The following is a 24,702-nucleotide window of genomic DNA, read 5'->3' on the forward strand; positions in this document are numbered from 1 at the left end:
AGCTCAGGATCGGGTTTCACTCGTTTGTTGCGTTTCGCTACGGTCATCGTCGCTCCTGTTACTGGCAGTCTCCTGCCAAATGACCGTTTACACAAAACTAATTACACCCTCTACGGCGCCAGAGCAAATGCCACTGGCTCCATAGTTTTGCGCCTTGCCGCCGTCATTAAACGTAACTCGCCTATTCTTTTGAGCGCGTCGCGCGACGCGCTCCCACCCTCGCTTGCAGGTTGAGCAGCAAAGTTCCGAAGACCTATCGGGCCGAGGTCCGATAGGTCTTCGTGGCAGGGGTCTGGGCCTTATCAATTGGGCCAACTACTCGACGCCCCAAAAACAAAAGATATCGGCGCTGGTGAGACGTGGACAAGTCAAGCAATCTGGAAAAGTCCGTGACTGTGAAGCGGTTTTATGCACTGAAGCGGAATTCACCGCTTGGCGACAATAGAGTTCCGAACTCAGGCGTCGTGATGTCCAATGAAGTCGAGAAGTAACAGGGACTAGTCAGCAGGCGAAAAGAGTGTCTTCCCGCCGTCAACGGAAATTTTGAGGAGAACTCGTTCCGAGTTTTTCCCCGGTATTGACGGACTTTCAATACGTACGTCAAGTGCGGATTACTCACACCCGCACCAAATATGCAGAAGGCTCCCGAGCGATCGAGAGCCTGTTTTGTCTGACCTCGCCCGATTAATAGGCTGCATTCGACCGTTGCATACCACTGCCCCTCTAATTCCCGGTTCGTTCTGCCGCGAAATGCGCCGTCTAGTTTGGACATCGGTCGTAGCATCCGTTCGCTGGCAATAATCGAGACAATGTTACCGACAATGTGTAAGCTATGAGAGGTGACGGGAGCATCGCTGCGTGAACGCAGCATTTTGACCGCGCAAATACAACTTACGCACAACTCTACGGGGCAGACATGCCGGAACTTAAGAACCGGATGCTATTCATTAGCCACGCGTGGCAATATGACAGCGCATACAACACGTTGGTCAAATGGTTCAACGAGGAACCCAATTTTTCATGGCGCAACTGCAGTATCCCCAGTACCGACGCTCTCCCGGATAAAACGACCAAAGGATTGGCGGAAGGTATCACACGTCAAATCAACCCATCGCAAGGGGTTTTGATTATTGCGGGAATGTATGCCGCGCACAGCGGTTGGATTGATTATGAAATCGGTGAAGCCAAGAGATTAGGAAAAGTAATTATAGGAATACGGCCTTGGGGACAAGAGCGCCTACCTGTCAAGGTACAAGACGCCGCGACGGTGTTGGTGAATTGGAGCAGTGCTAGCGTGATCGGCGCGATTCGGACCCATATCTAAGAAGGCATACCATTGAACGATTTTGACTACCCAGCCCTCTACCAATCAGCCTCCGATCTGACGCAAAGGGCACAGACTTTCTTTTATCGGGCTTTCTTGGGGCACATGGGATTACTCGCCATCGCCGCCTTGATCTCTGTCGCAAATTGCTCAAGTCCGGAGGTCGCTATCGTTCAGGCGATGGTGCTGCTCGGCGCACTCGGTTGCGCAATATATCTCTACTTTGCACGACCTGATCGCCATTGGTATGCCGGACGGGCGGTAGCCGAGTCCGTCAAGACGCTAGTGTGGCGCTTTGTTTCGAAGGCCGAGCCGTTCGACAATGCTGATGCAGTAGATCGCCATGACTTTGCCTTGAGGCTGAAGGCGGTCGTCGAACAAAACAAAGACGTCGCCGGTTTGCTGACGACGCACCTCGACGGCGTTCAAATTTCCAACGAGATGGAGCGCCTTAGACAACAGAATGTCGAAGACAGGGCGAAGTACTACCTAGAATTCAGAATCGTTGACCAGCAGGGTTGGTATGCAAGGAAAGCCGCGTATAACAAGCGCATGGTCAATAGATTTTTTTTGACCCTCATGGTTACACTTGGCACATCAATATTTTTCGCAATATCTAAGGTCGAATTTCCGACGGCTTCTTTTTGGCCCACTGACTTCTTTGTAACCCTCGCTGCCGGCATCCTAAGCTGGATGCAAGCGAAGCGTTTTCAGGAACTCGCTGCATCGTACGCGCTTACCGCCCATGAAATTAGCATCATTCGACAACAAGCGAGTGGCTCGACGACGGACGATGAATTGTCCAAGTTCGTCGGTGATGCCGAAAATGCATTCTCGCGTGAGCACACACAATGGGTTGCTCGGAAAGATACTTGAGGGCGTGCCCGCGTGTTACGTAGCGTATCCTTCGGCGCTGAGTAAGTAGGTCCTTTGCGCTTCGGAGCGCTTTCATGGAAGTCGGAGTCCTCGACATATGTCCTCGCAGCATCACGCCCCCGACCAGGCCGACAAAAGTCCACTTTGTCATTGGGGGACTGCGATCAGGCGTCGGCTCCAATGCTGCTTGCTTTATTCCTTCAGAATCTTCTTTCTAGGAGGCAGCTCGTCTATCGCGTGATCCAAATTCATATGGCTGTCCGGAAGGAGAGCGCGGCCCGGCCCCCCTTGCGACCGTTGTCTGACTGTCCCTGCAGCGGCATTGCTTGCACAGAACGTGCTAGTCTCCCGCAGTTCTAGAGCGACTTCAGTTTGGAAATATGTCATGAAACCATATTGCTTTGTGCTGATGCCGTTTGGTAAGAAAAGCGATGAAGGCGGCAGGGTCATTGATTTCGATCGCGTGTATAGCGAGGTCATACAACCAGCTGTAACGGCGGCGGGCCTTGAACCGATCCGAGCCGACGAAGATGCGGCCGGGGGGATCATTCACAAGCCGATGTTTGAGCGGCTTATGCTGTGCGACTATGCGATCGCAGACTTGACAACCGCAAACGCAAACGTGTTCTATGAACTGGGAATACGGCACGGCATACGCCCACACAGCACAATTCTGATGTTTGGGAAGGGCTCAAGATTACCTTTCGATGTTGAACCTCTAAGAGGATTACCGTATCCGATCTCCGAAACCGGGGTTCCGGAAGACGTCGCTGAGAGTATAGAAGCGCTAGGTAAACGCTTGGAGGCATGTAAGGATCCGTCCGAAGACAGTCCGCTCTTTCAGCTAGTGGACGATTGGCCTCGGCCCGACATTGCGCGACTTAAGACGGATAGATTCAGAGAGGCCGTTGAATATTCGAAAGTCTACAAAAGCAAACTGTTAGCAGCTAGGACGGCAGGATACGAAGCGGTCCGTGCCGTCGAACTGGAACTCGGGAAGATTTGCGATGTGGACCCGGCGATCGTGATTGATTTGTATCTTTCCTATAGAGCGGTGAAGGCTTGGGATGCAATGATCGCGCTGGTTGATATCATGTCGCCACTTCTCGCACGAACAATTCTCGTGCGCGAACAATTTGGGTTTGCTCTTAATCGGGTAGGCCGCCGGGTCGAAGCTGAAGCCGTGTTAAGGCGTATTGTCGACGAACACGGCGCGAGTAGCGAGACAAACGGCATATTGGGCAGGGTGTATAAGGACCAGTGGCAGGAGGCTTTCGCACAGGGCCGGCTTCTTGAATCCCGAGGCCTCCTAAGGAAAGCGATTGATACCTACAGGATGGGATTCGAAAGTGACATGCGAGACGCTTATCCCGGCATTAACGCCTTAACTCTGATGGAGTGCGCCGAGCCAGTTGACCCAAGACAGCAAGAGCTTCTCCCTGTAGTACGCTACGCCGCAAAGCGGCGCCTCGCTTTGACATCGGCGGACTATTGGGACTACGCAACATTGGTTGAGCTTGAGGTACTTGCCGGTGACCAAGTCGCGGCAATCCGCGCCTTAGAAGACGCCCTCGGCCACGTCAGAGAAATCTGGGAGCCAGAAACAACCGCACGCAACCTACAGCTCATTTCCGACGTTCGTGCGCGACAAAACGTGGACATAGCGTGGCTAAGTCCCCTTATAAAGGAGCTACTTGCCCGGGCGCATGCGGAATCGTCAACGAAGTCGTAATCGCGCTTCCACAGCGGGCTAGCTTCCCAGCGCAGCAGCGAGGTCCGCCCACGGAACGAGATCAATGGACTCGCTCTTCAGGTAGCCCGGAAGCGTAGGGGAATCAGTACCCGCGTAAACTGCGACCACTCGCTTGCCCAGTTCTAGACTTTTTTCAACTTCCCACTTCACCCACTCGCTGGATGCCGTGTGCTTCGACACGTAAACAACGGTCACGGAACTCTGCTCTATCCGCTCGCGGAGTTTTTGGCGAATGTATTCAGCTCGCTCGCTTTCGTACGGAACCTTCACTGACCAATCATTAAATTCAAGGTCATTCTTCTCATTTTTGGCTTGTGCCCGCAGGAGATTGACCTCATCGACATCCTCGTAAGCGAAGCTGATAAATACGTTCTTCCGCCCCTCAGTTTGCGTCAGAATTTCCTTCGCACGCTGTTCCAACGCCTTGGTATCGCCTAGTGTGCCGCTGCCGCGTCCGCTGCTACCGCCCATTTTTTGCTCCCAGAAAATTAAATTCCTGACAAGCTATGCACTCGCCACAAGGCTTCTCGCCACCGACGTGGCAAGAGTAGGTGCCCGCAATGCCCTTTTGGCTCGCTACAGCGACGACGTCTTGCTTAAAGAAATCTTTAAGGGGGGCAAGTACTGCCATCCTGACACCCATAATTGTCGTCAAGAGACTCTCGGCACTTCGCAAAAAAGAAGAAGTCTGGTCTGGAAATATGGCGGTGTCATCGTGCAGCAGCCCGATTGCGACGCTGTCAGCCCCCTTTGTATATGCATAAGCAGCGCCAACCAAGAGAAACATCATATTGCGGCCGGGCGTAAACGCTTCTTCGCTAACATGCAGAGCCGGGTCCGTCAGGCCCGAGTGAATCAGCGTACCGAATCCTGACAGACCGGCCACCTCAGGTTTGGCCAGACCGAGCGCCTGCATGGCTGCTACGCACGCGGCAAACTCCCGCTTCTTTGCTCGCTGCCCATAGTCGACGAACAACGGGTACTGTTCGGTTCCCGCTTCCTTGGTCAGCACCGCCATCAGGGTTGAATCGAGGCCACCCGACACTAACGTAACGATGCTCATAACAGATCCAATTGAGTAGCGGCGCGCATAACGATCCAGATTGCCCAGTCGAATACTCCGACCGAAAATCCGTGCTCTACAGCATGTCTGCTCAACTCCTTCTCAAAGCGCTCGTATGAGCGCAAGCTCGTAATGCTGATTGACGGCGAAGGTATCATTCCGATGTTCGCCATATACTTGATCACGTGACGATCGATCACAGCCATATCATAAGTAATCCCGACGTTTCTCATGAACATGCTGGCTTGCTTCGGTCCGAGCCCGCACATCTCACTGACGAGCCAGTGTCTCAGCGAGCATGGGTCGGTATGTTCGGATAGCGAGGCTGTCAGGGTCTGGCTATTTAGCCGCATCCAACAGCGAGCAAGTTGTGTCGCGCGTGCGCGAGGAAATCGATATCGCTGAGAGCTTCCCACTACGTCGAGCGGAGACGCAAGCGCGTTGAAAAGTCGTTGTTCAATTCGCCTGTAGGTTGTTTTCTTCGTTCCGGTCAGGATGCGCCGGTCGTGAATTCTCTTCGCCGCGGCGGAAGCCAGTGAATACTGAACTTGACTGCTGAGAATGCAGCAGGAGAGTTCCCGCCAAAGAACTTGCTCAGAGCGATCGGGACGACGGTCCGCATTGAGGCGAGCCTGCACGTCACGCGCAATCGCTACTGTCGCTGCAGTCAATTTAGCTGGACTTAGCATGATTTTCAAAATATGCTCGGGATCGCTTTTTCAAGTTGATCGAGGCTCGATCGTCCACCCGGCATTTTATCGCTTAGGAACCGATCGATCCGTTTGCTTCGTACCATTTGAGTTACGTCGTGCATCCAGGAGGCAAAAAAATCCAGATTGTGGAAGACCACTTTTCCTGCATATTCAACATCCGCACTTCTCGCTGCCTCCTGAACGAACGGAGAGGATGAGTAAGCCGTCTGCCATGCAAAAAAATCATACTGCTGGAAGTGATATAGATGCCCGCTTCCGCTGTCGGCAACAGTCCTACACCACTCAAGACCATCGAAGAAATTGGCCCCAGCCGCAGCCAATACGGCAATGGACAACGGATTGCCAGTACCTAGTAGGTGAAGGGGTTGGTAAAAACCGAGTGCGTCCAAGCCGCGTCGGATTTGAACGACAGTCTGCGCACGCTGAATCAATCCGTCGCCAAGTTCTCTTTCTGGAACCGCGATGATGGATGGTTTCAATGCTTTCGAGACTCGTGCGATTATGGCCGGCAGCAGGTCCACACCATATCGTCCCGTGTCATCTTTCGGGGCGTGGACGATAGGTAGGATCGGCTTGCCCGAAAATTTGGCATCCCGTTCGCAAGCCTTGATCACGGTTTCCGCAGCCCCATCTACGTCGTTTGGTGGTTCGAGCTGATCGAAGCAAAATGCAATGTCATACGGAGTGGCAGTGAGGGTGCGATGGAATGCTTCTGCGGTCCATAATCCGTCGCCTTTTCTCGAAGCCTCATAGTTTCCCGAATCCAGCAAAACTACCGAACCGGTAGCCTGCATAACCGATAACTCGCTTTCTATAGCATCGGAGTCGGATTCGTGTGCCATGTCGTAAGCAGACACGAGCAAAGCATCTGTCTTCATAAGACCCAGCGCTTTCACTGCTTCCGCCGGGCGCAATTGCGTTTCATGCGAAGACACTGATCGAAAGAATGTGGGCAAAGCCAACGAACGCCCACCGATGTCGATTGCTTCAGGCAGCGGGAGCGATTTTGAAGTACGTCCGAGCAAAGCGTCAATATTGCGAAGTAGCTCGGTGATACCGGGATGATCCGGATTTCCATCCCAGCTCGAAAGCGAAACGGTATGCAGGTTGCCGAAGCCGAGCGGCGGGACCACGTTTTCGATTGCGACCGGCAGGAGAGGCACTCCGTTGTGCTCAGCGAACTTCGCCTCATCTAGAACATTCGAATTCTTTCGGGAAGCTTTGCACCAAATTGGAATAACGCACTTCGCGTGCATTAACTGCTTCTCTATTTCAGTCCGGTAGTTGCCAGAATGGATGTCTTGATCCCACCAAACAGCGCGCGTTGTTGCGAGAATCCCATGCAGCTTCCGGACGATGGACTCGCTCGCACGCGCATAAATCAGGCAAATCTCCGTCATATGACGCGTCCCCTGCATGATGGATATGCTTCGCTCGGTACGTGAGCCACTACGACCGAACCGTGACATTCCGATTTTTCGCCTATTCTCGACGCAATGTGCGTTTTTTACAAGCGATGAACTACGCTGAACCTCTACCAACGCCCAGATTGATTGCCTTTGTAAGGCAAGTTTAAATGCACTGTCCGGAAAATTACACCTTCTGGAAATATAAAGTGCGTCCGAACGGCACAATATGTTTAAGCCATGCAGCATAGGAAACTATCAACCGGTCGGACGTAAGCGACTAACTTCTCCCGACGTGCGGCAACCTTTTCGCGCGAGAGCTGTAAGACACATCTCCGAACGCTGTTAGTTCGCTGCGGACACTCCGTCATCTTCTCACCATGGCGAAAAGAATCTGCGAGAAGTGGGTCGATGACCGGGCGCGGCAGCGCGACCGCAACGTGGCGGCCATCGCGCTCGCGAACATGATTGCGTGCATTGCTTGTGCTGTCAGTGCACGACACGGAATTCCAGCCTAGCTATATAACTTCTATCGCGACTGCGTAGCCAGACCGTTGGCCACGAAACAAAAAACACTGGCCCACTCAACGAAGCTCAGATTGGGGGGCAATGCTGGTGCGTTCATAGAGCTTACTGAGCAGATGGAACAGCAGTGCACCGCCGGTGATGGGCAGCCGAACCCGAACCCGTTCAACACCACGAGATCGGCACACGAGCCGCATCTGGAGTTGTCCTAGCTCTTGCCCACGAACTTCCCCTACCGGCAGTTTCCACGGTCAGCATGTGCGCAAGCCTTTTTTCTGTTCTACAATCGCAGGCAGTTTTACAAATTGCAACAAATTAGACGTCCATCGAAAATTGATGCATTTGCGCAAGGGGCGCCATGATAAAAAAAATATTTGTAGTGATGCCATTTTCCGAGGCGAACGGACGGGACCAAGCCTCGCTTACGAGATTTTTCGCCGACTATATAAAAGATCCGATTGAAAACCACGCGAAGCTCGCTGGCAAATACGACGTAACAAGGTCAGGGGATGCCTTCGTGATGCTGGACAAGATTGTCGAAGATCTTGCGCGGGCTGATATCGTTATCTGCGATCTTTCCGGGCCACGCTCGAACCCCAACGTGATGTACGAGCTGGGAATACGTTTGGCTACTTCGCATAATCCGACGATCCTTATCCGAGAAGAAAGTCCCGAGAACGCGGGCATTTTCGATATTCACGGTCTTTACACGCATCCCTACAGCATGGGCGACACGAAGTCGTTGGAAAAATGGGTGGTTTCAAAAATTGTGGAGTACGAGGAGAACTTGGATGCATACGAATCCCCGGTTCTGAAGGTATTAAATCATCGTTCAGCATTCTGGATGCTTCTGCCAATCCGCAAAGCAAGCGCATTTCTCGGCGGCATCTCCAGTGCAGCGGATGCTCATCTCGTCGCATTTTCGAAGGCCGTCACAATATTTCTCGGGAGAAAAGGTATTCCTTTTGCCCCCCGCACGCCACAAATGATTTTCGAGGACTTACAGAAGATAGCCGACAGGACCAGTTTGGATGACTTCGGATATCAGATCTCCTCTATTCCGTCGCTTGATTCATATTTATCGTCCGTCTATCTGCTTGGTCTCGTTGATGACGATATCGAGCGCCGCTTCCGCGAATGTGCGATGTCCTACTCGCTCGCCTTCAACCGCGGAAACGCTTCTCTGTTCTCCGATAACAAGTTGGACGAGTTTGCCCGCTACGCGTTTGAGACCTTGATCCTTATGAACCTTTCGCGACTCATTATTCGTATCTTAGATAGTCGTCAAGGATCCAACGAAAGAAAAAATTTGGCTGTCGAGTTCTTCGAAAACGCCGCGCGAAGTACTCTGTAACGATTTGGGGATAACATGGCAGACTACGTAAGAGAAACTATCCTCTCTCAGGGATATGCGCACATCGAAATGGTGTCATTGACGGAGCAGCAGAAAAAAGACTACGAAATCGCAATGATTGGCTACCAGGAAGGTCGTGCTCGCGTGATTTTGGGGGCGGGCATTAAACCTGAAGTGCGCACTAAAGATGGGTCTTTGATTGTCTATACGACCGTCTATGGTTCGTTAGCGGATGCGTTGGGTGACGTAAAGGATGACTTTATGACTGCGCTCAACGGACTGTATGCGTCATCAAAGATGTTGGCAGATGCATGCATTCTCGAAAGTCTTTTTTTATCGAAGGCTCCTCGTCGAAGCTTAAAGCGATCCGAATCGAGAACTGGTGTGATCAAAGCGGTGAAGGATCTTTTCGATCGAGTTTCGTTTATCGCGGCGAATGCAGACGAGAGGAGTGTCAAGAAGATTATGCGGATGTTGGACGAAATGGATACCCGCATTGATTTCGTTGATCTTCAACTGACCGAACAACGGGATAAGCAGCTCGTTTGGGGATATTTCCACCCACATCTCGGTGAATTACCCAAAGAGCCTTCCATATTCGCGGCAGCTCGTGATAAATCCGGTTTGCAGTATTATCGCTCGAAGGTCGATGGTATTAAGAAGAAAGTAAAAGGTCTATCTGCCTGACGTTGCGCGTAACACTAGGGCGCGAGCACCGACTCGCGCTTTCTTTGAATAAATTTCCGCAGCATCGGCAGCGTTGAACCTAACTCGAATAGACAAGGTCGATATGTCGCGAGCTTTGCGAAAGGTCGGTCATCCCGGATACTTTTTGCGCCACACTTGGCACCACCGACTGGATTCGCCCACGCCGGATGGGGCAAGGTTTGTTGATCGGATTTTGTAACATTGCTGTTCCGAGCCGCGTAAAAAGTTGTGGCGTGAAGCCACGGTGGTTTGAAAAGGCGAGATGCTCAGTGCGTGGACAGACCAAGAACGTAAAGGGCAAGAGACATGGTCGGATTGATCTTACCGTAAGGACGAGCTGCCTCAGTATGCGGCCGCAATCGCGGCCGCCAAGTTCGAAGCCGGTCAGGCTGGAGTGATGATGAGTCTGTTGCCTTGAACCTCGACGCGGATTCGGCCGCCGATTCCAAACCCCGCCGCCTCCAACCACCTCCCCGAAAGCCGAATCCAAGGCGCCGGTGGTAAATCTGGAAAAAATTTGACATGGTCCGGCGCGAACGTTTTCATCGGCCGCGGGCGTCTTTGTGACGAAATGGTCAAGATGCGTTGGGTTGCGGGCACAACTGCTTTATGATTGGCGTCAGCCATGATCAACTCCTATTCAGGTAGGGTTGTTTGTGGTCAGCGGGTCGTGTGGGTGGCAGCCCATGCGTCCCGCGCTTCATCTCCTTCCTCGTTTTCCTTGACGCTCGGCACGGCGCTTTCGCGTGCTCTTCTGCCCTCTAACGAGCCAATCGTTCGACGATGCTTTATGAACGGAATACGTCGAGATCATCCGTTATATTGTTAGACATCCGATGTATTTTCGCGCACTATCGAGGGTTGTGCAACAGCGTCGAACACTCGATGAACAACAAAACAGAGCGCACATTTCACCGCTAGATTTGAGACAGATGGGTCCTGACAGACGTCGCCTAAGATCGAGCATGTCGAAGCCTGACCGACGCTCGCGCGAGCCATCGGAAAGGACGCATACGAACTACTAGGGAAGGGCGTGTGATGCGTTATTGGTATTGGGGAGACGAGCCAACCCAGCGCACCTCCCCGCAAGACGTTACTTACTGCAATGCTTCAGCGACGTGGCTTCTGAAGTAAGCCTCGGTTTCAGCATCTGCGAAGCAAACGTAACAGCCTTTCATTCCGCGAGAGAGCAGCACACGATATGTGTTCTTGATCAGCCGTGTAAAGTCGTCCTTCGACTTCTTCACAGTCGAGTCGTGCGACTTAGTCTTATCCCCGACCCACGCGTCTTGAGATGGATCGAAGCGCAGATCCTGTCCGAAGATGATCCCGGCGTAGTCGAACTCAAAACCTTGCGCGGTATACACGCATCCAACCTGGTTAATCCCGTTCGGGTGGTACGCCCAAAGCGACGATTTCGGAATGCCTGCAGCAAGCCGCCCCGAATCGGGCCTTGCGTTCCACGGACGGCTGAAGTTTCCGAGCACGACGTCGGCCTGAAGCGTCCCGTCCTTGTTAGGATCGGACCAAGGCCAACAGAAGCCGGCTGCCAACCGGCCAGTCGCGCCCGCTTGCACCTTATCCTTGATCGCGTTTTCCAACGCTTCCGGAGACTGAAAAATCCGGAAATCGAAAGCGTCGTGATCGTTCCATTCGAAGCGCGGACGGTCATCGATGCCCAACATCGTGTTTATCCAGCGAACAAACGCATCTGAGCCGTTGCAGCGGAACTGTGTCTCGAGTTCAGATTCGTACACCGCACACTTGTGCTTCTCCGCGTACTCCCGAATGTAGGCGACGGAGCCGATTTCCCCCGGGCGTACGACCTGATGATCGTCAATGAAAAATACCGAAACACGTGCGGCCGCGATCAATTCCTCCAGTTGCTTCAGGCCGGATTTCTTGTTCGCCGGCGTGAAGCGATTGCTGCTCACGTCCCGGATACGATGTGCTTCGTCAGTGACCAGCACGTCCACCGAATCAGCCTGCGCGTCTACGTAGCCGTTCGTGTACGTAAACAGCTCCTGACCTCGTGGACCAATGATCTTCCGCAGCGTTTCAGTGAACGCTTTGGAGCCGGTCACGTAGTGCGTCGAGTAGTGACTTGATAACAAACTCGCTACGAGGTTGATCGCCAGCACAGACTTGCCGGTGCCTGGGCCACCCTTGATGATGATGATCTGCTTCTGACGGTCATGCACCCCGCGACGCGCAGCGGTCATGACGGCGTCGAATGCCACCTGCTGCTCGTCAAGCAGCGTGTACTCCGGGTTGTTCTTGATCACGGACGCCACATAGTCCATCAGCTTCTTGCTAGGGCGATAGCGATTTTCTTCCATGCGACGCAGCACTTCCAGACCGTCGCCACCTCCAACCCGATCCACCAGAAACTTGACGAACTCGTCTATGTCGTCGGCGCTGAACGTCGGTGCCGTCTCAAGCAGCGTCGAGAATTTAGGCGCCCGGAGCGGATCAGCTGGGTGCGAATGGTAGTTGTGTAAATAGGCGCAAGCAGCGACTTCAATCGGAGTCTCGTCCGCGTAGCAAGCCTCATGATTGTCCCGAAGATAGGACGCGTATCGTGCTACCTGAGCTGAGGGATGCAGGACGTCGCGGACGCAGCCATTGATGAACGTTGAGACTTCGTTGTCCCCCGCCGACTCCTCGCATGTCTGCCATTGCTTCAGCTCGATCGCTACGGCCGTCGGCGTTCCATCTTTCGCGAAGCCACATAGCAAGCAGTCGATACGCTTCGAGTTCGTCGGCAGTTGAAACTCGAGCATGACGCCCTGGTTGGTCAACCCAGCGCGCGAGAAAATGAGCGCGAGCGCGCGCAGGGAGTTTTGCCAGGATTGGAATTCACTCGGTGAAGGATTTTTGGCGTATAGCTGGAAGCTGGTACGTAGCTTCTCTGCGATCTGGTTGCGCTCGCAGTCCTCGATGAATGTCTTGCAATGGTTTGCGTATAGTCGCATTGGTCTTTGATTTTCGTTTTAGCTTTGGTTTGATTCTTAGTCTTGGTAATCGGAGTACTTGCGCGAATCTCCCCGGACTTTTTCGGCGGGATATTTCGTCCGATTGACATCCATTTTTTCCAAACAGGCTTGATAGAGGTCGACATCAAGCTTGTCTGCAAGGCGGACGAGGTATAGCAATACGTCCGCCATTTCGTGACGAATGGCGGTTTGCTTGCTCTCGTCCAGTTCGCTCTTGTCGCCAGTGGTCAGCCATTGGAACGGCTCCAGTAGCTCACTCGCCTCGACGCTTAAAGCCGTCGCGAGATTCTTCGGTGTGTGGAATTTGTCCCAGTCGCGCTCATCCGCAAACTGACGAACGAGGTCGCGCAAGCTAGCAAGGTCACTTTGCATCTCAAAATCTCTTCGGGTGATGGCTCCCCCAGACGGCTGGGGGATGACTAATCGGATCGGTCTTGCGCAGTGAATAGGGCGCTAGAGGCGTCCCTGCTCGAGTGGGTCGCGTAGTCCCTATCTCGATAATAGGTGATGATATAAGACGGGGCTGGTTGATGCGTGCGTTATTTAGCTGGCTATGCTGGCGCGAGGCTTCGCGTCGCAGATGACGAGCGCGAGCAAGCGCGTTGGCCCAAGGATGTGGCTGGGCTGTAGTGGCACAGGAGCACTGAATACCTCAATGCGTCTAACGCCCCCTAACGGGCTACGGAAACAACCTGCCGTGCGACAAACTAGCAATTTTTGCCTAATAGCGTAGTCGGTCTATCGCCGTTGTAGTGGCCAAATGAGAGTTGGCGACTTGCCGTCGCGGACACGCGCCTCACTTATTTGCCTGCAGACGTCGCATGGGATCGAGCATGCCGAAGCCCGGACGACGTCCCGCATCGCCAACTTTCACCCGAAGCAGACCCGACAAAGCCTCAATAAAACCCACCAACAATGCCCAATGCATATTGGAGCGTCTATATAAGGAACATTTAACATTCTTCAATAATTCAATTTGCCTCATCCCATAAATTTTTTGTAAAATCGCGCGATTACGCGGGGGCGCGTGAAAAGCAAAGCAAACTAAAAGAGGCGGTATGGGAGCGCATCACATAATCGGTAGCGTCGATGGCGGGCCAAGCCCAAGGCCTCACGACAAACGCATCGACCGAATAAATCGGCCGTTTAAATCCGAGCAGCAAATCCGCCAATAACGCAAAAGTAGACTCAAAACAGAAAACTGCCAGAACCTGAGAGTCAAACAACCCATAACGACCACGCGACACCCAAAGAGACCACCGTGAATTCCGCCGACCTGTTGCGCGCCTTTGCATCCCCGTCCCTGACGCAAGCCAATCGCGCCTTCCGCCTGCACTGGGGCTCAGCCCAGTCGAGCCTTGAGCAAGTGCTGATCGCGCATCGCATCGACATCAGCGAGGGGCTGTGCTCAGGCATTGTGGGTCACGTGACGTGTCTGTCGACGCGCGCGGACTTGCCGCTCAATGCGTTCATCGGCTTGCCGCTGTCGGTGCAGATGGTCACCGACCGTGGCGCCTTGCACCCGATCTGCGCGATCGTCACCGACGCGCGCGCGGGCCAGTCGGACGGGTCGCTGGCGACCTACCAGTTGACCATGCGCGATGCGTTATCGGTGCTGGAGGGGCGAACCAATACGCGCATCTTCCGCACGCTGAGTGTGCCCGATGTGATTGAGAAGCTGCTGGGCGAATGGCAGAAAAAGAGTCCGGCGCTCGCGCGCGCGTTCGATTTCGACCTGTCGTCGCTGGATCGCGCGAAGTATCCGGTACGCGAGACGCTGTTGCAGTTTCACGAGTCGGACGCGGATTTCATCCGGCGGCTGTGCCGTCGCGAGGGCATCGCGTGGTTCACGGCGGCGGGCAAGCGGGGAGCGGCGCCATCGGCCGACGGCGCCGGTGAGTCGCCGGTGCACACGCTGGTGCTGCTGGACGACCCGATGAAACTGCCGAAGTCGTCGGCCGGCACGGTGCGCTATCACCGCGACGCGGCCACCGAAGCGCGCGACTCGATCACCCTGTGGTCGGCCTCGCGTCAGCTCGTGCCGGGCAACGTGCAGCGCGCGAGCTGGGACTACAAGAGCGCGTCGGTGAGCGTCGGTGCCATCGCCAGCAACGTCGAGAATTTAGGCGCACGCAACCATTGATGAGCGTCGAGACTTCGTTGTCCGCCGCCGACTCTTCGCATGTTTGCCATTGCTTCGGTTCGATCGCGACGGCCGTCGGCGTTCCATCTTTCGCGAAGCCACATAGCAAGCGGTCAATACGCTTCGAGTTCGTCGGCAGTTGAAGTTCGAGCATGACGCCCCGGTTGGTCAATCCGGCGCGCGAAAGTTTGATTCTTAGTCCTGGTAATCGGAGTACTTTCGCGAATCTCCTCGGACTTTTTCGGCGGGATACTTCACTCCATTGATATCCATTTTTTCCAAACAGGCTTGATAGAGGTCGACATCGAGCTTGTCTGCAAGGCGGACGAGGTAAAGCAATACGTCCGCCATTTCGTGACGAATGGCGGTCTGCTTGCCGTCGTCCAGTTCGCTCTTGTGTCCGGTGGTCAGCCACTGAAACGGCTCCAGTAGCTCGCTTGCCTCGACGCTTAGAGCTGTCGCTAGATTCTTTGGCGTGTGAAATTTGTCCCAGTCACGTTCATCCGCGAACTGACGAACGAGGTCGCGCAAGCTAACAAGGTCACTTTGCATTTCGAAACCTCTTCGAGTGATGACTTCCCCAGACGGCTGGGGATGACTAATTGAATCAGTCTTGCGGGGTGAAATAGAACAGTAGAGGCGTGCCTGCTCGAGTGGACCACGCCGTCCTTGTCTCAATAGGAGGTGATGATATAAGAGCGGGTGGGTGGATGTACGTGTTAATTATTCGGTCGCGCGGACGCGTGGCCGGACGATGGAGCAGGCACGGCAAACTCTGCCACGTGGCGGCGGGACCGAGGCACCGGCCCGTTGCGCGCCATTGCCTCGCCATCCGTGACGCACGCCAATCGCCCCTTCGGCCTACATGACGCCCCGCCCAGTCGAGTCTTGGGCGAGTGCTGATTTGGAGGCGAGCGCGTCACGTTTTACGACGTGGTCGAAACTAAAGGTTCCGTTGCATTTTTGGCTCATACGACGCGAGCGCCAGACTGACGGGCATTGCACTGGACTAATGTTTTCTTGACCGAAACTTTAAGTAAAAAGGCCTATCCGGTGAAACGATAGCCTAGACGACTATCGAATTGTCGCTGCGGCATCGACGAATACTTTGTCGTGGGAAAGAAACGTCACGCCGATGCCAGCAGGTCGAAGGGGCTTATATTCGCGGAAGCACCAGAACAACAGGATAAAGCTTTTGAAGTCAAAAACATTCGTGACGGTTATCGGGTTAGCGGGCCTGGCACTGCTTGCGTTAAGCGTACTATCCAGTCGCGCCAAGGAACCCTACGAGCTAGCAATCGTTGGTTACGACTATACGGACCGTGCCATTGCGGAGTTTTCGGTCGACGGGGCATGGGCAGGCAATCTGGAGCTTAGCTCACCCACCAATGGAGGGGGTTCGAGCGTCTGCTGCGTTACGCTGAAGCGAACGAAAAAAACTCCGTTTTGGATCACAGTTGAGTATCGCAAGGACGCGCTCGAGTCCTATCCATCGCGAGAAGTCATCGAACCTGCGGGCGACTACATAAAGACAAAAGTTGAAGTCGAAGGACCCATCCCGTCCGACGCCGCCTACCTTGAGATTCACTTCTTTCCTGACGGCCATGTGGAGGCGGCTATCTCTGGTCAAAACGGTCCATCACCGCCGAGACTGAAACTTAAACAATGCCTTCCGTACGTCCGCTAGGTGACTAGACCTCGTGCTATCAGCGCGAAGGTCGCCGAAGCGGGCAACTCGATCACGCTCCGGTCGGCGGCGCAACAGTTCGTGCTAGATGTGCGGCATCGTAGCGGGACATTCAGCACGGCAGAGCGCAGGCACAATTTAACGGCTGTGGGTACGGATCCCAAACTACTCAGATCGGAAAAGAACTGATTCCAATCGGAGCACCGAGACCTATTCAATGACCACCCTAAGAAAGATTGAAGACTTCCGGGCCGTCGAGCGTAACCTCGGTTACGCCAACGAGAGCAATCCCCACCGATTGACCATCGCAGAATTGACGCCTGTTGCGCTCACCTGGCAGTCGAGTGGCGTTCCGTACAGCATTCACAACTTCGCTGGTGTGATAGGCAGACTTCTTGATGATGCAAGCGGTATTGCAGTCGTTGAGGCTCCGTATGACCTTTCGACCAATCAGGCTTATATAGTCAACGCAGACGGATCGCTGAGGGCGCAAATCCCCGCACAGATCGGAGCCGAGCGCGTCACGTTTTACGACGTGATCGAAACTAAAGACGCTGTTGCATTTTTGGCTGCGGCGCCTGGAAGGGATGTCCGTATTGAAGTGCGGCAGGCGGACGGAGTCGTGATGCAGGTCGCAGAGAGTCGGTAGATGACGTGAAGTATCCCGCGAAGAACCGGCGATCGGTATCCGCCGTAGAGATGCTCCGCCGTTAGCAAGCATGAAAACCACAGTTATTTTTACCGTTATTCAAAAGGCATTGTTCTCATAAGCAAAAATTGCTGGTTTAACATTTGTTTCCTCTTTATAGATTGCGGTAAACGTCTGATCTTTTGTAATATCGCGCGATAGCGCGGGGGCGCAAATTGCATAAATAAGAGGCGGTATGGGTGCGCAGGACATTATCGCGGCGATAAAAGGGGGGCTGGCGCAAAGCGATCGCCTGCTGAAACTCGATACGCCACTGGGCGCCAATATCCTTCTGCCACAAAGGCTGGTGGGTCATTCCCGGCTCGGCCGCGATTACGAATTCACGCTGGATGCCGTTTCCACGAATGACAGCATCGAACTCAAAACGCTGATCGCCCAGCCAGTCACACTCTGGGTCCAGCAAACCGACCAGTCCTACGCCCCGCACCACGGTTATGTCCATACCGCCCGCCGTTTAGGCTCTGACAGCGCGATAACCAGTTATCAGATCGGTTTTGTGTCCTGGATGCATTTTCTGCGCTTCAGAAAAGATGCGCGCATCTGGCAGGATAAAACGACCGATGAAATTCTCACCGACGTATTCAATATGCATCCGCAAGCGCAGGGCGCATTCCGCTTTGCATTGCGCAATACGTTGCCGCAGCGTTCGTTCTGCGTGCAGTACGAAGACGACTGGAATTTCTGTCAGCGCCTGATGGAAACGGAAGGGCTGTTCGGCTATTTCGAGCAGGCCACTGACGGCAAGTCGCACACGCTGGTGATCACTGACGATATCGGCAGCCTGCAGCCGCTTTCGCCGCAAACCGTTGACTTCTACCGCTCTGGCACCAACAGCGAGACAGATGCGTTCGTGCAGTGGAGCGGCACGCGCACGCTGCAGAGCACGACGCTAAGCACGCGCACGTTCGACTACAAGGCACCGTCGTCCGCGGCGAACCCGAAGGGCACGACGATCCCGACGCTGGGTACGCAGGGCAACCTGCCGCAGCAGGCCGAGGTGTATGAGTACACGGGTGCCTACACATACGGACAGCAGGACCGCGGCGATCAGTTGTCGAAGATTCGCATGGAAGAGTGGGAGTCGCGCGCGAAGCGTTTCCACGGTGTGGGCGCGGTAGGCCGCATCGATACGGGGCGCTGGTTCGAACTTCAGGACCATCCGGACCACAGCACGGGCAGCCAGCAGGAGCGGCAGTTTGCCGTCATCGGCGTTGAGTGGGTGATCGAGAATAACCTGCCGGTGTCGAGCGGCACGACGGATTTTCCCCATAGCCTGAACGGAACCATCGCGGCCGCCCGCGCTGCGCATGGCACGGATGCGTCGCTGGTGATCAAATCCAGTGACGGCAGTGAAGGCTTCTTCATGGCCATCGTCGAAGCGCAGCGCAGAACTGTCCCGTTCCGCAGTCCGTTCGAGCACCGCAAGCCGAAGATGCACATGCAGACGGCCATCGTGGTCGGCCCGGCGAATGAAGAAGTCTTTACGGACGAACTGAACCGTATCAAGGTCCGCATGCACTGGGACCGTCTCAACGACGGAGATGAGAACGCGTCGTGCTGGATGCGCGTGGCCCAGTCAGATACCGGTGGCAGCTATGGCGCGGTGCATGTGCCTCGTGTCGGCGAAGAGGTGATCGTATCTTTTCTTGATGGCGACTGCGATAAACCCATCGTCACCGGACGCGTCTATAACGGCGCGAAGACGCCGGACTGGCATTCGAATGGGATCCTGTCGGGATACAAGTCGAAGGAGTATCAGGGCAGCGGCTACAACCAGATGGTGATGGACGATGCGACCGGACAGAACCGCGTGCAGATGTACAGCAGCAGCGCGAACTCGCAGCTTCATCTGGGGTATCTCATCGCACAGACGGGCAATTCGCGCGGTGCGTACCTGGGCAGTGGTTTCGATCTGAAGTCGGACGCATACGGGGCGATCCGGGCGGCACAAGGCATGTACGTGTCGACGCATCCGACCACCGGCACGTCGAGCCAGCCTCTCGACGTGCGTGACGCGAGCAGTCAGTTGGTCAATTCGGAAAGCGTGATCGAGTCGCTAAGCCAGGCCAGCGAAACCCATCAGGCGGAAAGTCTGAAAGACGGTCACGACTCGCTCAAGTCTTTCACGGACGCTACACAGAACAGCATCTCAGGCGCAGCGAGCAACGGCGGCAACACGGCAGGCGGCGGAACGGGCAGCGCGAACGCGTTCAAAGAACCGATCATGCTTTTCGCGGCCCCTGCGGGCATTGCCATGTCGACGCAGCGATCCACAAATATTTCAGCAGATCAGCAAGTCAATCTCGTCAGCGGACAAAGCACGCACATCGCAGCGGGCAAGTCATTGTTAGCGAGTATCGGCGAAAAAATCAGTCTCTTCGCGCAAAACGCAGGCATGAAGCTGTTCGCGGCGAAGGGCAAGGTCGAGGTCCAAGCACACAAAGACAACATCGAAATTACCGCTCAGAAAACACTAAAGCTGCTCTCCGCAACTGAAAAGATCGAAGCTGCGGCCAAAGAGGAAATCCTTTTGACCTCGGGCGGCGCATATATTCGAATGACAGGTGGCAATATTGAAATTCATGCGCCCGGCAAGATCGACATCAAAGGCGCGCAGCATTCGTTCAATGGCCCAAGCAGCCAACCCTACAAACTTCCGATCATGCCTCAGTCAATATGTGTGGAGTGTCTACTGAAGCGTGCCAGCTCGAGAGCCGGATTCGTCAACAAAGGAGCGTAGACCAGTGTTTAGTCTGTTGACGGCGTTTGACGTTGCCGATGCGTCAAGCTGCAATACTTTCGCGCTGGTCGACCCAGCGCAAGACCCGCGTCTTCCCGGCGTGCTCGTGTCAGAGGCAAGCGCGCTGGCCTGCCTATTTGAAGACCCGGAAGCTGACGTGAGGGCGGTCGCGCCGCATTTGATAGAGATTAATACTGCCGATCGTCCAGCTGCTATGGAGTGGCTTGATCGTCACGCTCCGCAAGTCCCATGTGCGACGCTCCTTGCGTCGCCGCTGTCCTTGGCGGAACTGGCCCGGCATCTTGCGGCGTTTCTAGAGGTGACTCTCCCCGATCGCACGCAGATGGTGCTCGCTTTCTGGGACCCGATGATATTTGCGGCGCTTGTGGGCATGCCAGAGGATCAAACCTTGCATGTCACGGGCCCGGTATTCTCCGAGGCGCAACGACACGAATTTTTAGCGCCAATTTCAGGTTGGTGGTACTGGGACAGATCCGGCCACCTGCGGCATCTGGATTCAAGCGCAAGTCCTGCTCAACCCGATCCGGCTGGCCCCGCTGTTCCGTTGTTATTCAACCAACACCAAGTGGACTTGATAGTCGAGGCGAGCGTGCCGGATAACATACTGCACTACATCCGGTTAAATCAACCGGGCTTATTGAGCCGTGCAACGGATGAGCAGCAGTACTCGTTCATACGTGCGCAGATAGGCAAAGCGCGGTCGTATCAAATCGAGGGGACCGGTGATTTGGTCAACTATTGTTGCCTGGCGGTTGCGCTGGGCGAGACCTTCGACACTTCTCCGCGCATCGCTTCCCTACTAAGGTCTGTGAAAGCCAGGGAACTTAGCTTCGATAACTTCATGGTAGAACTGCCTGCAGTACTCTCCCAACCCGATGTTCCGGCCTGAACGCACTCCATGCCCAGAGTTTCATCGATGAAAATAGCAACCAATTTCGCAGCAAACCTGACGCGCATAATCGTGTGTACGTCACTCGTCACTATGCCGTTATCTGGATGCGCGGAGAAGACCATGGATCTACAAGTTGTCGTCTATAACTACTGGCCACGCGCGATCGCGGACGTCTCGGTAAACGGCCAATATGCTGGTGGCTCGTACGGTTCGTATGGCATAGATGGCACGGGTGGAAAAATCACCTGTTGCGTGAAAGTCAAGACCGGCCCGGTCTCGGTCGACTGGACGCTCGATGGCCCAGAGAATTCTCCCCGCCTCGGTGAGCACATTCACACTCAGGGAACTTTGGGGACGTTGCCTCCCGATGCTGAGTTTCTCGCAGTACATATCTACCCAGATCAAACGGTCGTATTGGAAGCGACCCGGCAACTTGCCGATTCACGGCCACGCAAGGGTGCTGCGCAATGAGCGCCGATGCATCTTCACTCGTGCAATCTATCGCGGCTTCAAATCGCGATGTACCGCGCGACGCCCCAAGCGCCCGGCAAGACTGCTCGGATGTGCTTCATCTGACGTTTTTCTTTGACGGAACGGGCAATAATCGCGCTGAAGACAACGCGGGGCAAAAGTGGAGTAACGTCGCCCGTCTTTTTGATGCGGCGAGGGATGACAATAAGAATGGTATCTACGCCATCTACACTTCTGGAGTAGGCACGCCGTTTAACGGTTCAGTCCCGTTGACCGATAAGATCGAAGTGTGGCGAGAGGATCATCTGTTTGGGGCGATGGCCGGCGACGGCGGTGACCGGCGCCTGAGCAAAGGTGATACGGATTTCAATGCGGCACTTGTCCAAGCGCTGGTAAGCAATGCGCGCAAACAAGGTGGAGAAGTGGCGCGAATTGCCAATGAGAATCAGAACGAGAGCTTCGAGAAGCTCAACCGGGCGCTCGCGGGCCATCGACTCATCAAGGTCATCAACATCTCTATTTTCGGATTTTCGCGCGGCGCTGCACTGGCACGAGCCTTTGCAAACCGATTACTCGAACGCTGCAAGACTTCGTGGGACGGGTCTGTGTCGATGGATGGCTACCCGGTTCGGTTCGTCTTTATGGGTTTGTTCGATACGGTCGCGTCTTTCGGTTTGCCCTCGCAGAATATGACTTTGCCGTTTGAGCAACGAGATCTGAAAATTCCCTTGTGCGTCGAACGGTGTGTGCATTTCGTAGCCGCACATGAGTTACGTTTCTCCTTCCCCGTGGACCTGATTCGCGACAATGGCCAATATCGCGCGGGCATGATGGAAAAAGTCTATCCGGGCGTGCACTCGGATGTAGGCGGCGGCTACACCAGTAATGAGCAGAGTGTCAGTGACAATTACGCTCGCATTCCGCTCTGTGACATGCTTGATGAGTCATTGTCTTCGGGCGTTCGGTTGATGGGCATTGACGAACTGAGGACGTCACGCGCCACGATTGCTCACCGCTTTGCCGTTGACGACCAGACGCGCAAGAGTTATCAACAATATCTGTCGAATGTGGGCGGTCCGGGCAAGACAGTTGAAGCCTCGATTAGACGTCACATGGAGATGTTCTATTCCAGTTGTGGCACGCTGTCACGCAATAAGCAACCCATCGTCGGCGAGCAGTCTTTAAAGGACAACTTTATCAAGCGGCAGATGTGGGCCGGCATTGACGAAGAAGCGCCAGCATTGTTTACGCCGACCGAAAATTCAGCCACATGTAGGGATCGCGCCGACTGAAAATTGAGCCGGGCAATCAACCTATCCTGCTAGTTTTTCTGGCAGGGTGTTTGGGGATGATCCCGATGACGATGATTGGCAAGGTGCGGCGGATGTTCCACCGCCAGAACAAGTCGGTACGCGAGATAGCGCGTCTCACAAGCCTGTCGCGCAACACGATTAGTAAATATCTGAACATGGATGTTCAGGAGGAGCCGAAGTATCAGCGGCGCTCGCAGCCGACCCGGTTGACGCCGTTTCACGAGGTGCTGGTGCAGGCGCTCAGTGTCGACGCGCGGCGACCGAAGAAGGAACGCCGCACCGCCTGGATGCTGTTCCAGGAGATCAAGGCTGGCGGCTACGACGGCTGTTACTCGCGGGTGACCGATTTCATCCGGGCCTGGCGGCAAGGCGAAGGCAAGGCGGTTTCGAAGTCGGCGTTTGTGCCGTTGCGATTCGAGCTGGGCGAGGCTTTCCAGTTTGACTGGTCTGAGGAAGGACTGGTTGTCGGCGGCATTTACCGCAAGCTCCAGGTGTCGCACATGAAGCTGTGCGCGTCGCGGGCGTTCTGGCTCGTGGCCTACCCAAGCCAGGGTCACGAGATGCTGTTCGATGCCCATACGCGCTCGTTCGCGGCTTTCGGCGGGGTGGCCCGCCGGGGCATCTATGACAATATGAAAACGGCCGTAGACAAGGTGCACAAAGGCAAGGGTCGCACGGTCAATCCGCGTTTCGCAGTGATGTGTTCGCACTATCTGTTCGATCCGGACTTCTGCAACGTCGCCAGTGGCTGGGAGAAAGGCGTCGTCGAGAAGAACGTGCAGGACAGCCGCCTGCGTATCTGGATTGAGGCGCGTGGGCAACGCTTCGGCAGTTTCGCTGATCTGAATGCATGGCTGGCGACCCGGTGCCGGTCGTTGTGGGATCAGGTGAAGCATCCGGACTATCGTGAGCTGAGCGTCGCCGACGTGTTCGAGCAGGAACGCGCTCATCTGATGCCGATGCCAACACCGTTTGACGGTTATGTTGAGCGTGCGGCACGAGTCTCGTCGACCTGCCTGGTGGTGATTGGCCGCAATCGCTACTCCGTGCCATGCGAATTCGCAGGCCAGATGCTCAGCACGCGGCTCTATCCTGGCCGTGTTGTGGTGGTTGGAGACGATGCCGTGGTGGCCGAACACGATCGACTGGCCGACGAAGGACAGGTGCGATACGAGTGGCAGCATTACATCCCGCTGATCCAGCGCAAGCCAGGAGCCCTGCGCAACGGTGCGCCGTTCCAGGATATGCCCGAGCCGCTGCAACGGCTGCGCCGGGCGTTACTACGCGAGCCAGGTGGCGACCGGGTGATGGCTAAGGTTCTGGCGCTGGTCCCGGAAAGCGGTCTGGATGCCGTAGTGGTTGCAGTCGAACTCGCATTGGAGCAGGCGCCGCCCTCCGGGCGCGTGAGCGTCGAGCATGTGGTGAACGTGCTGTCGCGCATGCGCAGCGTGCAGATGCCGCCGAAGATCGATACTGCGCTACAACTGACGACACCGCCGCTGGCCGACACATCGCGCTACGACGGGCTGCGCCCGGCACTGCAACAGCCGGAGGCCGGTCATGCGTGATCTGATTGTCGAACTCAAACACTTGCGGCTGCACGGCATGGCTGCCGGCTGGGCCGAACTGCTCGAACAGGTGAATGTCGAGGCGGCGTCTTCGCAATGGCTGCTCGAACGGCTGTTGCAGGCCGAGGTCGCGGATCGGGCCGTGCGTTCGGTCAGCCACCAGATGAACGCGGCGAAGTTCCCGGTGCATCGCGACATCGCGGGCTTCGACTTCGATGGCTCGCCGGTCGACCGCCAGCTCGTCACGCAACTGGCCGGCATGACGTTCACCGAGGGCGCGCACAACCTGGTTCTGGTCGGCGGCCCGGGCTCGGGCAAGACGCATCTGGCGTAAGCGTCCGAGCGAGGCCGTCCTTGACGCGAATTGCAATTTGGAGGGCGAGCAAGCGAAGTTAGGCGGCGTATGAGGGCAACTGATCAGCAACAGCCCACGGCAGCAG

General features: G+C 55.2%; 22 protein-coding genes and 2 pseudogenes. 15 read left to right on the forward strand and 9 right to left on the reverse strand.

What is annotated here, in order from left to right:
• The 4 genes from KHO23_RS33910 to KHO23_RS33925 all read left to right on the forward strand — a co-directional run.
• Window positions 1–234: hypothetical protein (locus tag KHO23_RS33910; protein WP_211617372.1), on the forward strand; the 234-nt coding region annotated here is incomplete at its 5' end.
• 682 nt (window positions 235–916) lie between these two features.
• Window positions 917–1,324 carry a TIR domain-containing protein gene (locus tag KHO23_RS33915; protein ID WP_211617374.1) on the forward strand — a complete coding sequence of 136 codons (408 nt, stop codon included), beginning with the start codon at window positions 917–919 and terminating at the stop codon, window positions 1,322–1,324.
• 12 nt (window positions 1,325–1,336) lie between these two features.
• Complete coding sequence (locus KHO23_RS33920; RefSeq protein ID WP_211617376.1) at window positions 1,337–2,200, forward strand: DUF4231 domain-containing protein; 864 nt, start codon at window positions 1,337–1,339, stop codon at window positions 2,198–2,200.
• Between the two features lie 385 nt (window positions 2,201–2,585).
• Entirely contained in the window at window positions 2,586–3,932 is a 1,347-nt protein-coding gene (locus tag KHO23_RS33925) for a TRAFs-binding domain-containing protein (protein ID WP_211617378.1), read from the forward strand.
• 18 nt (window positions 3,933–3,950) lie between these two features.
• On the opposite strand, the gene KHO23_RS33930 is transcribed toward KHO23_RS33925, so the two are convergent.
• The 5 genes and pseudogenes from KHO23_RS33930 to KHO23_RS33950 form a co-directional block, all read right to left on the reverse strand.
• The gene (locus tag KHO23_RS33930; protein ID WP_211617380.1) at window positions 3,951–4,424 is read right to left on the reverse strand and encodes a TIR domain-containing protein; all 474 of its coding nucleotides are present in this window, start codon (window positions 4,422–4,424) and stop codon (window positions 3,951–3,953) included.
• A complete protein-coding gene (locus KHO23_RS33935; protein WP_211617382.1) occupies window positions 4,414–5,016 on the reverse strand; it encodes a 7-cyano-7-deazaguanine synthase in 603 nt (200 codons plus the stop codon). The genes KHO23_RS33930 and KHO23_RS33935 overlap by 11 nt, the downstream gene beginning before the upstream one ends.
• Window positions 5,013–5,705, reverse strand: coding sequence for an 8-oxoguanine DNA glycosylase (locus KHO23_RS33940; protein ID WP_407946096.1), 693 nt, complete (start codon window positions 5,703–5,705; stop codon window positions 5,013–5,015). Before KHO23_RS33940 ends, KHO23_RS33935 begins: the two co-directional genes overlap by 4 nt.
• Window positions 5,706–5,710: 5 nt before the next feature.
• Window positions 5,711–7,129 (reverse strand): toll/interleukin-1 receptor domain-containing protein, encoded by a 1,419-nt coding sequence (locus KHO23_RS33945; RefSeq protein WP_211617386.1) that lies wholly within the window; start codon window positions 7,127–7,129, stop codon window positions 5,711–5,713.
• A gap of 574 nt (window positions 7,130–7,703) precedes the next feature.
• Window positions 7,704–7,844 (reverse strand): annotated as a pseudogene (locus KHO23_RS33950) (ATP-binding protein); the annotation flags it as partial.
• Between the two features lie 174 nt (window positions 7,845–8,018).
• Between KHO23_RS33950 and KHO23_RS33955 the strand changes: the two are divergent.
• Window positions 8,019–9,014 carry a hypothetical protein gene (locus KHO23_RS33955; RefSeq protein ID WP_211617388.1) on the forward strand — a complete coding sequence of 332 codons (996 nt, stop codon included), beginning with the start codon at window positions 8,019–8,021 and terminating at the stop codon, window positions 9,012–9,014.
• Between the two features lie 15 nt (window positions 9,015–9,029).
• Window positions 9,030–9,701 carry a hypothetical protein gene (locus KHO23_RS33960; protein ID WP_211617390.1) on the forward strand — a complete coding sequence of 224 codons (672 nt, stop codon included), beginning with the start codon at window positions 9,030–9,032 and terminating at the stop codon, window positions 9,699–9,701.
• 405 nt (window positions 9,702–10,106) lie between these two features.
• On the opposite strand, the gene KHO23_RS33965 is transcribed toward KHO23_RS33960, so the two are convergent.
• From KHO23_RS33965 to KHO23_RS33975, 3 genes are all read right to left on the reverse strand, one after another.
• Window positions 10,107–10,349, reverse strand: a complete 243-nt coding sequence (locus tag KHO23_RS33965; RefSeq protein WP_211617392.1) for a SymE family type I addiction module toxin — start codon at window positions 10,347–10,349, stop codon at window positions 10,107–10,109.
• Between the two features lie 470 nt (window positions 10,350–10,819).
• On the reverse strand, window positions 10,820–12,697 hold the full coding sequence (locus KHO23_RS33970) for a DUF2075 domain-containing protein (RefSeq protein WP_211617394.1): 1,878 nt from the start codon (window positions 12,695–12,697) through the stop codon (window positions 10,820–10,822).
• Between the two features lie 36 nt (window positions 12,698–12,733).
• Window positions 12,734–13,090: a nucleotide pyrophosphohydrolase gene (locus KHO23_RS33975; RefSeq protein ID WP_211617396.1), complete on the reverse strand. Its 357-nt coding sequence runs from the start codon at window positions 13,088–13,090 to the stop codon at window positions 12,734–12,736.
• Window positions 13,091–13,979: 889 nt separating this feature from the next.
• Between KHO23_RS33975 and KHO23_RS33980 the strand changes: the two genes are divergently transcribed.
• The gene (locus KHO23_RS33980; RefSeq protein WP_211617398.1) at window positions 13,980–14,861 is read left to right on the forward strand and encodes a type VI secretion system Vgr family protein; all 882 of its coding nucleotides are present in this window, start codon (window positions 13,980–13,982) and stop codon (window positions 14,859–14,861) included.
• Window positions 14,862–15,056: 195 nt separating this feature from the next.
• Here KHO23_RS33980 and KHO23_RS33985 read toward each other — a convergent pair whose 3' ends face one another.
• On the reverse strand, window positions 15,057–15,413 hold the full coding sequence (locus KHO23_RS33985; RefSeq protein WP_211617400.1) for a nucleotide pyrophosphohydrolase: 357 nt from the start codon (window positions 15,411–15,413) through the stop codon (window positions 15,057–15,059).
• A 643-nt stretch (window positions 15,414–16,056) separates the two neighbouring features.
• Between KHO23_RS33985 and KHO23_RS33990 the strand changes: the two genes are divergently transcribed.
• The 8 genes and pseudogenes from KHO23_RS33990 to KHO23_RS34025 all read left to right on the forward strand — a co-directional run.
• A complete protein-coding gene (locus KHO23_RS33990; protein WP_211617402.1) occupies window positions 16,057–16,548 on the forward strand; it encodes a DUF3304 domain-containing protein in 492 nt (163 codons plus the stop codon).
• 217 nt (window positions 16,549–16,765) lie between these two features.
• The gene (locus KHO23_RS33995) at window positions 16,766–17,197 is read left to right on the forward strand and encodes a hypothetical protein (protein ID WP_211617404.1); all 432 of its coding nucleotides are present in this window, start codon (window positions 16,766–16,768) and stop codon (window positions 17,195–17,197) included.
• 235 nt (window positions 17,198–17,432) lie between these two features.
• A complete protein-coding gene (locus tag KHO23_RS34000) occupies window positions 17,433–19,997 on the forward strand; it encodes a type VI secretion system Vgr family protein (protein ID WP_211617406.1) in 2,565 nt (854 codons plus the stop codon).
• Window positions 19,998–20,001: 4 nt separating this feature from the next.
• Window positions 20,002–20,907, forward strand: coding sequence for a DUF4123 domain-containing protein (locus KHO23_RS34005; protein WP_211617408.1), 906 nt, complete (start codon window positions 20,002–20,004; stop codon window positions 20,905–20,907).
• A gap of 123 nt (window positions 20,908–21,030) precedes the next feature.
• Window positions 21,031–21,381 (forward strand): DUF3304 domain-containing protein, encoded by a 351-nt coding sequence (locus KHO23_RS34010; protein ID WP_211617410.1) that lies wholly within the window; start codon window positions 21,031–21,033, stop codon window positions 21,379–21,381.
• Window positions 21,378–22,673 carry a T6SS phospholipase effector Tle1-like catalytic domain-containing protein gene (locus KHO23_RS34015; RefSeq protein WP_211617412.1) on the forward strand — a complete coding sequence of 432 codons (1,296 nt, stop codon included), beginning with the start codon at window positions 21,378–21,380 and terminating at the stop codon, window positions 22,671–22,673. Before KHO23_RS34010 ends, KHO23_RS34015 begins: the two co-directional genes overlap by 4 nt.
• Before the next feature lie 65 nt (window positions 22,674–22,738).
• Window positions 22,739–24,262 (forward strand): IS21 family transposase, encoded by a 1,524-nt coding sequence (istA, locus tag KHO23_RS34020; RefSeq protein WP_211617414.1) that lies wholly within the window; start codon window positions 22,739–22,741, stop codon window positions 24,260–24,262.
• A pseudogene (locus tag KHO23_RS34025) lies at window positions 24,255–24,593 on the forward strand (ATP-binding protein); the annotation flags it as partial. The gene istA and the pseudogene KHO23_RS34025, both read left to right, overlap by 8 nt.
• Window positions 24,594–24,702: the final 109 nt, after the last annotated feature.

It is taken from the genome of Paraburkholderia haematera (assembly GCF_905220975.1).
GTDB lineage: Bacteria > Pseudomonadota > Gammaproteobacteria > Burkholderiales > Burkholderiaceae > Paraburkholderia > Paraburkholderia haematera.

Excerpts from the sequence above, each read along its gene's own strand:
- KHO23_RS33915 (WP_211617374.1), top strand. The coding sequence starts at position 917 with ATGCCGGAACTTAAGAACCGGATGCTATTCATTAGCCACGCGTGGCAA.
- KHO23_RS33925 (WP_211617378.1), top strand. The coding sequence starts at position 2,586 with ATGAAACCATATTGCTTTGTGCTGATGCCGTTTGGTAAGAAAAGCGAT.
- KHO23_RS33930 (WP_211617380.1), bottom strand. The coding sequence starts at position 4,424 with ATGGGCGGTAGCAGCGGACGCGGCAGCGGCACACTAGGCGATACCAAG.
- KHO23_RS33935 (WP_211617382.1), bottom strand. The coding sequence starts at position 5,016 with ATGAGCATCGTTACGTTAGTGTCGGGTGGCCTCGATTCAACCCTGATG.
- KHO23_RS33940 (WP_407946096.1), bottom strand. The coding sequence starts at position 5,705 with ATGCTAAGTCCAGCTAAATTGACTGCAGCGACAGTAGCGATTGCGCGT.
- KHO23_RS33945 (WP_211617386.1), bottom strand. The coding sequence starts at position 7,129 with ATGACGGAGATTTGCCTGATTTATGCGCGTGCGAGCGAGTCCATCGTC.
- KHO23_RS33955 (WP_211617388.1), top strand. The coding sequence starts at position 8,019 with ATGATAAAAAAAATATTTGTAGTGATGCCATTTTCCGAGGCGAACGGA.
- KHO23_RS33960 (WP_211617390.1), top strand. The coding sequence starts at position 9,030 with ATGGCAGACTACGTAAGAGAAACTATCCTCTCTCAGGGATATGCGCAC.
- KHO23_RS33965 (WP_211617392.1), bottom strand. The coding sequence starts at position 10,349 with ATGGCTGACGCCAATCATAAAGCAGTTGTGCCCGCAACCCAACGCATC.
- KHO23_RS33970 (WP_211617394.1), bottom strand. The coding sequence starts at position 12,697 with ATGCGACTATACGCAAACCATTGCAAGACATTCATCGAGGACTGCGAG.
- KHO23_RS33975 (WP_211617396.1), bottom strand. The coding sequence starts at position 13,090 with ATGCAAAGTGACCTTGCTAGCTTGCGCGACCTCGTTCGTCAGTTTGCG.
- KHO23_RS33985 (WP_211617400.1), bottom strand. The coding sequence starts at position 15,413 with ATGCAAAGTGACCTTGTTAGCTTGCGCGACCTCGTTCGTCAGTTCGCG.
- KHO23_RS33995 (WP_211617404.1), top strand. The coding sequence starts at position 16,766 with ATGACCACCCTAAGAAAGATTGAAGACTTCCGGGCCGTCGAGCGTAAC.
- KHO23_RS34000 (WP_211617406.1), top strand. The coding sequence starts at position 17,433 with ATGGGTGCGCAGGACATTATCGCGGCGATAAAAGGGGGGCTGGCGCAA.
- KHO23_RS34010 (WP_211617410.1), top strand. The coding sequence starts at position 21,031 with ATGGATCTACAAGTTGTCGTCTATAACTACTGGCCACGCGCGATCGCG.
- KHO23_RS34015 (WP_211617412.1), top strand. The coding sequence starts at position 21,378 with ATGAGCGCCGATGCATCTTCACTCGTGCAATCTATCGCGGCTTCAAAT.
- istA (WP_211617414.1), top strand. The coding sequence starts at position 22,739 with ATGACGATGATTGGCAAGGTGCGGCGGATGTTCCACCGCCAGAACAAG.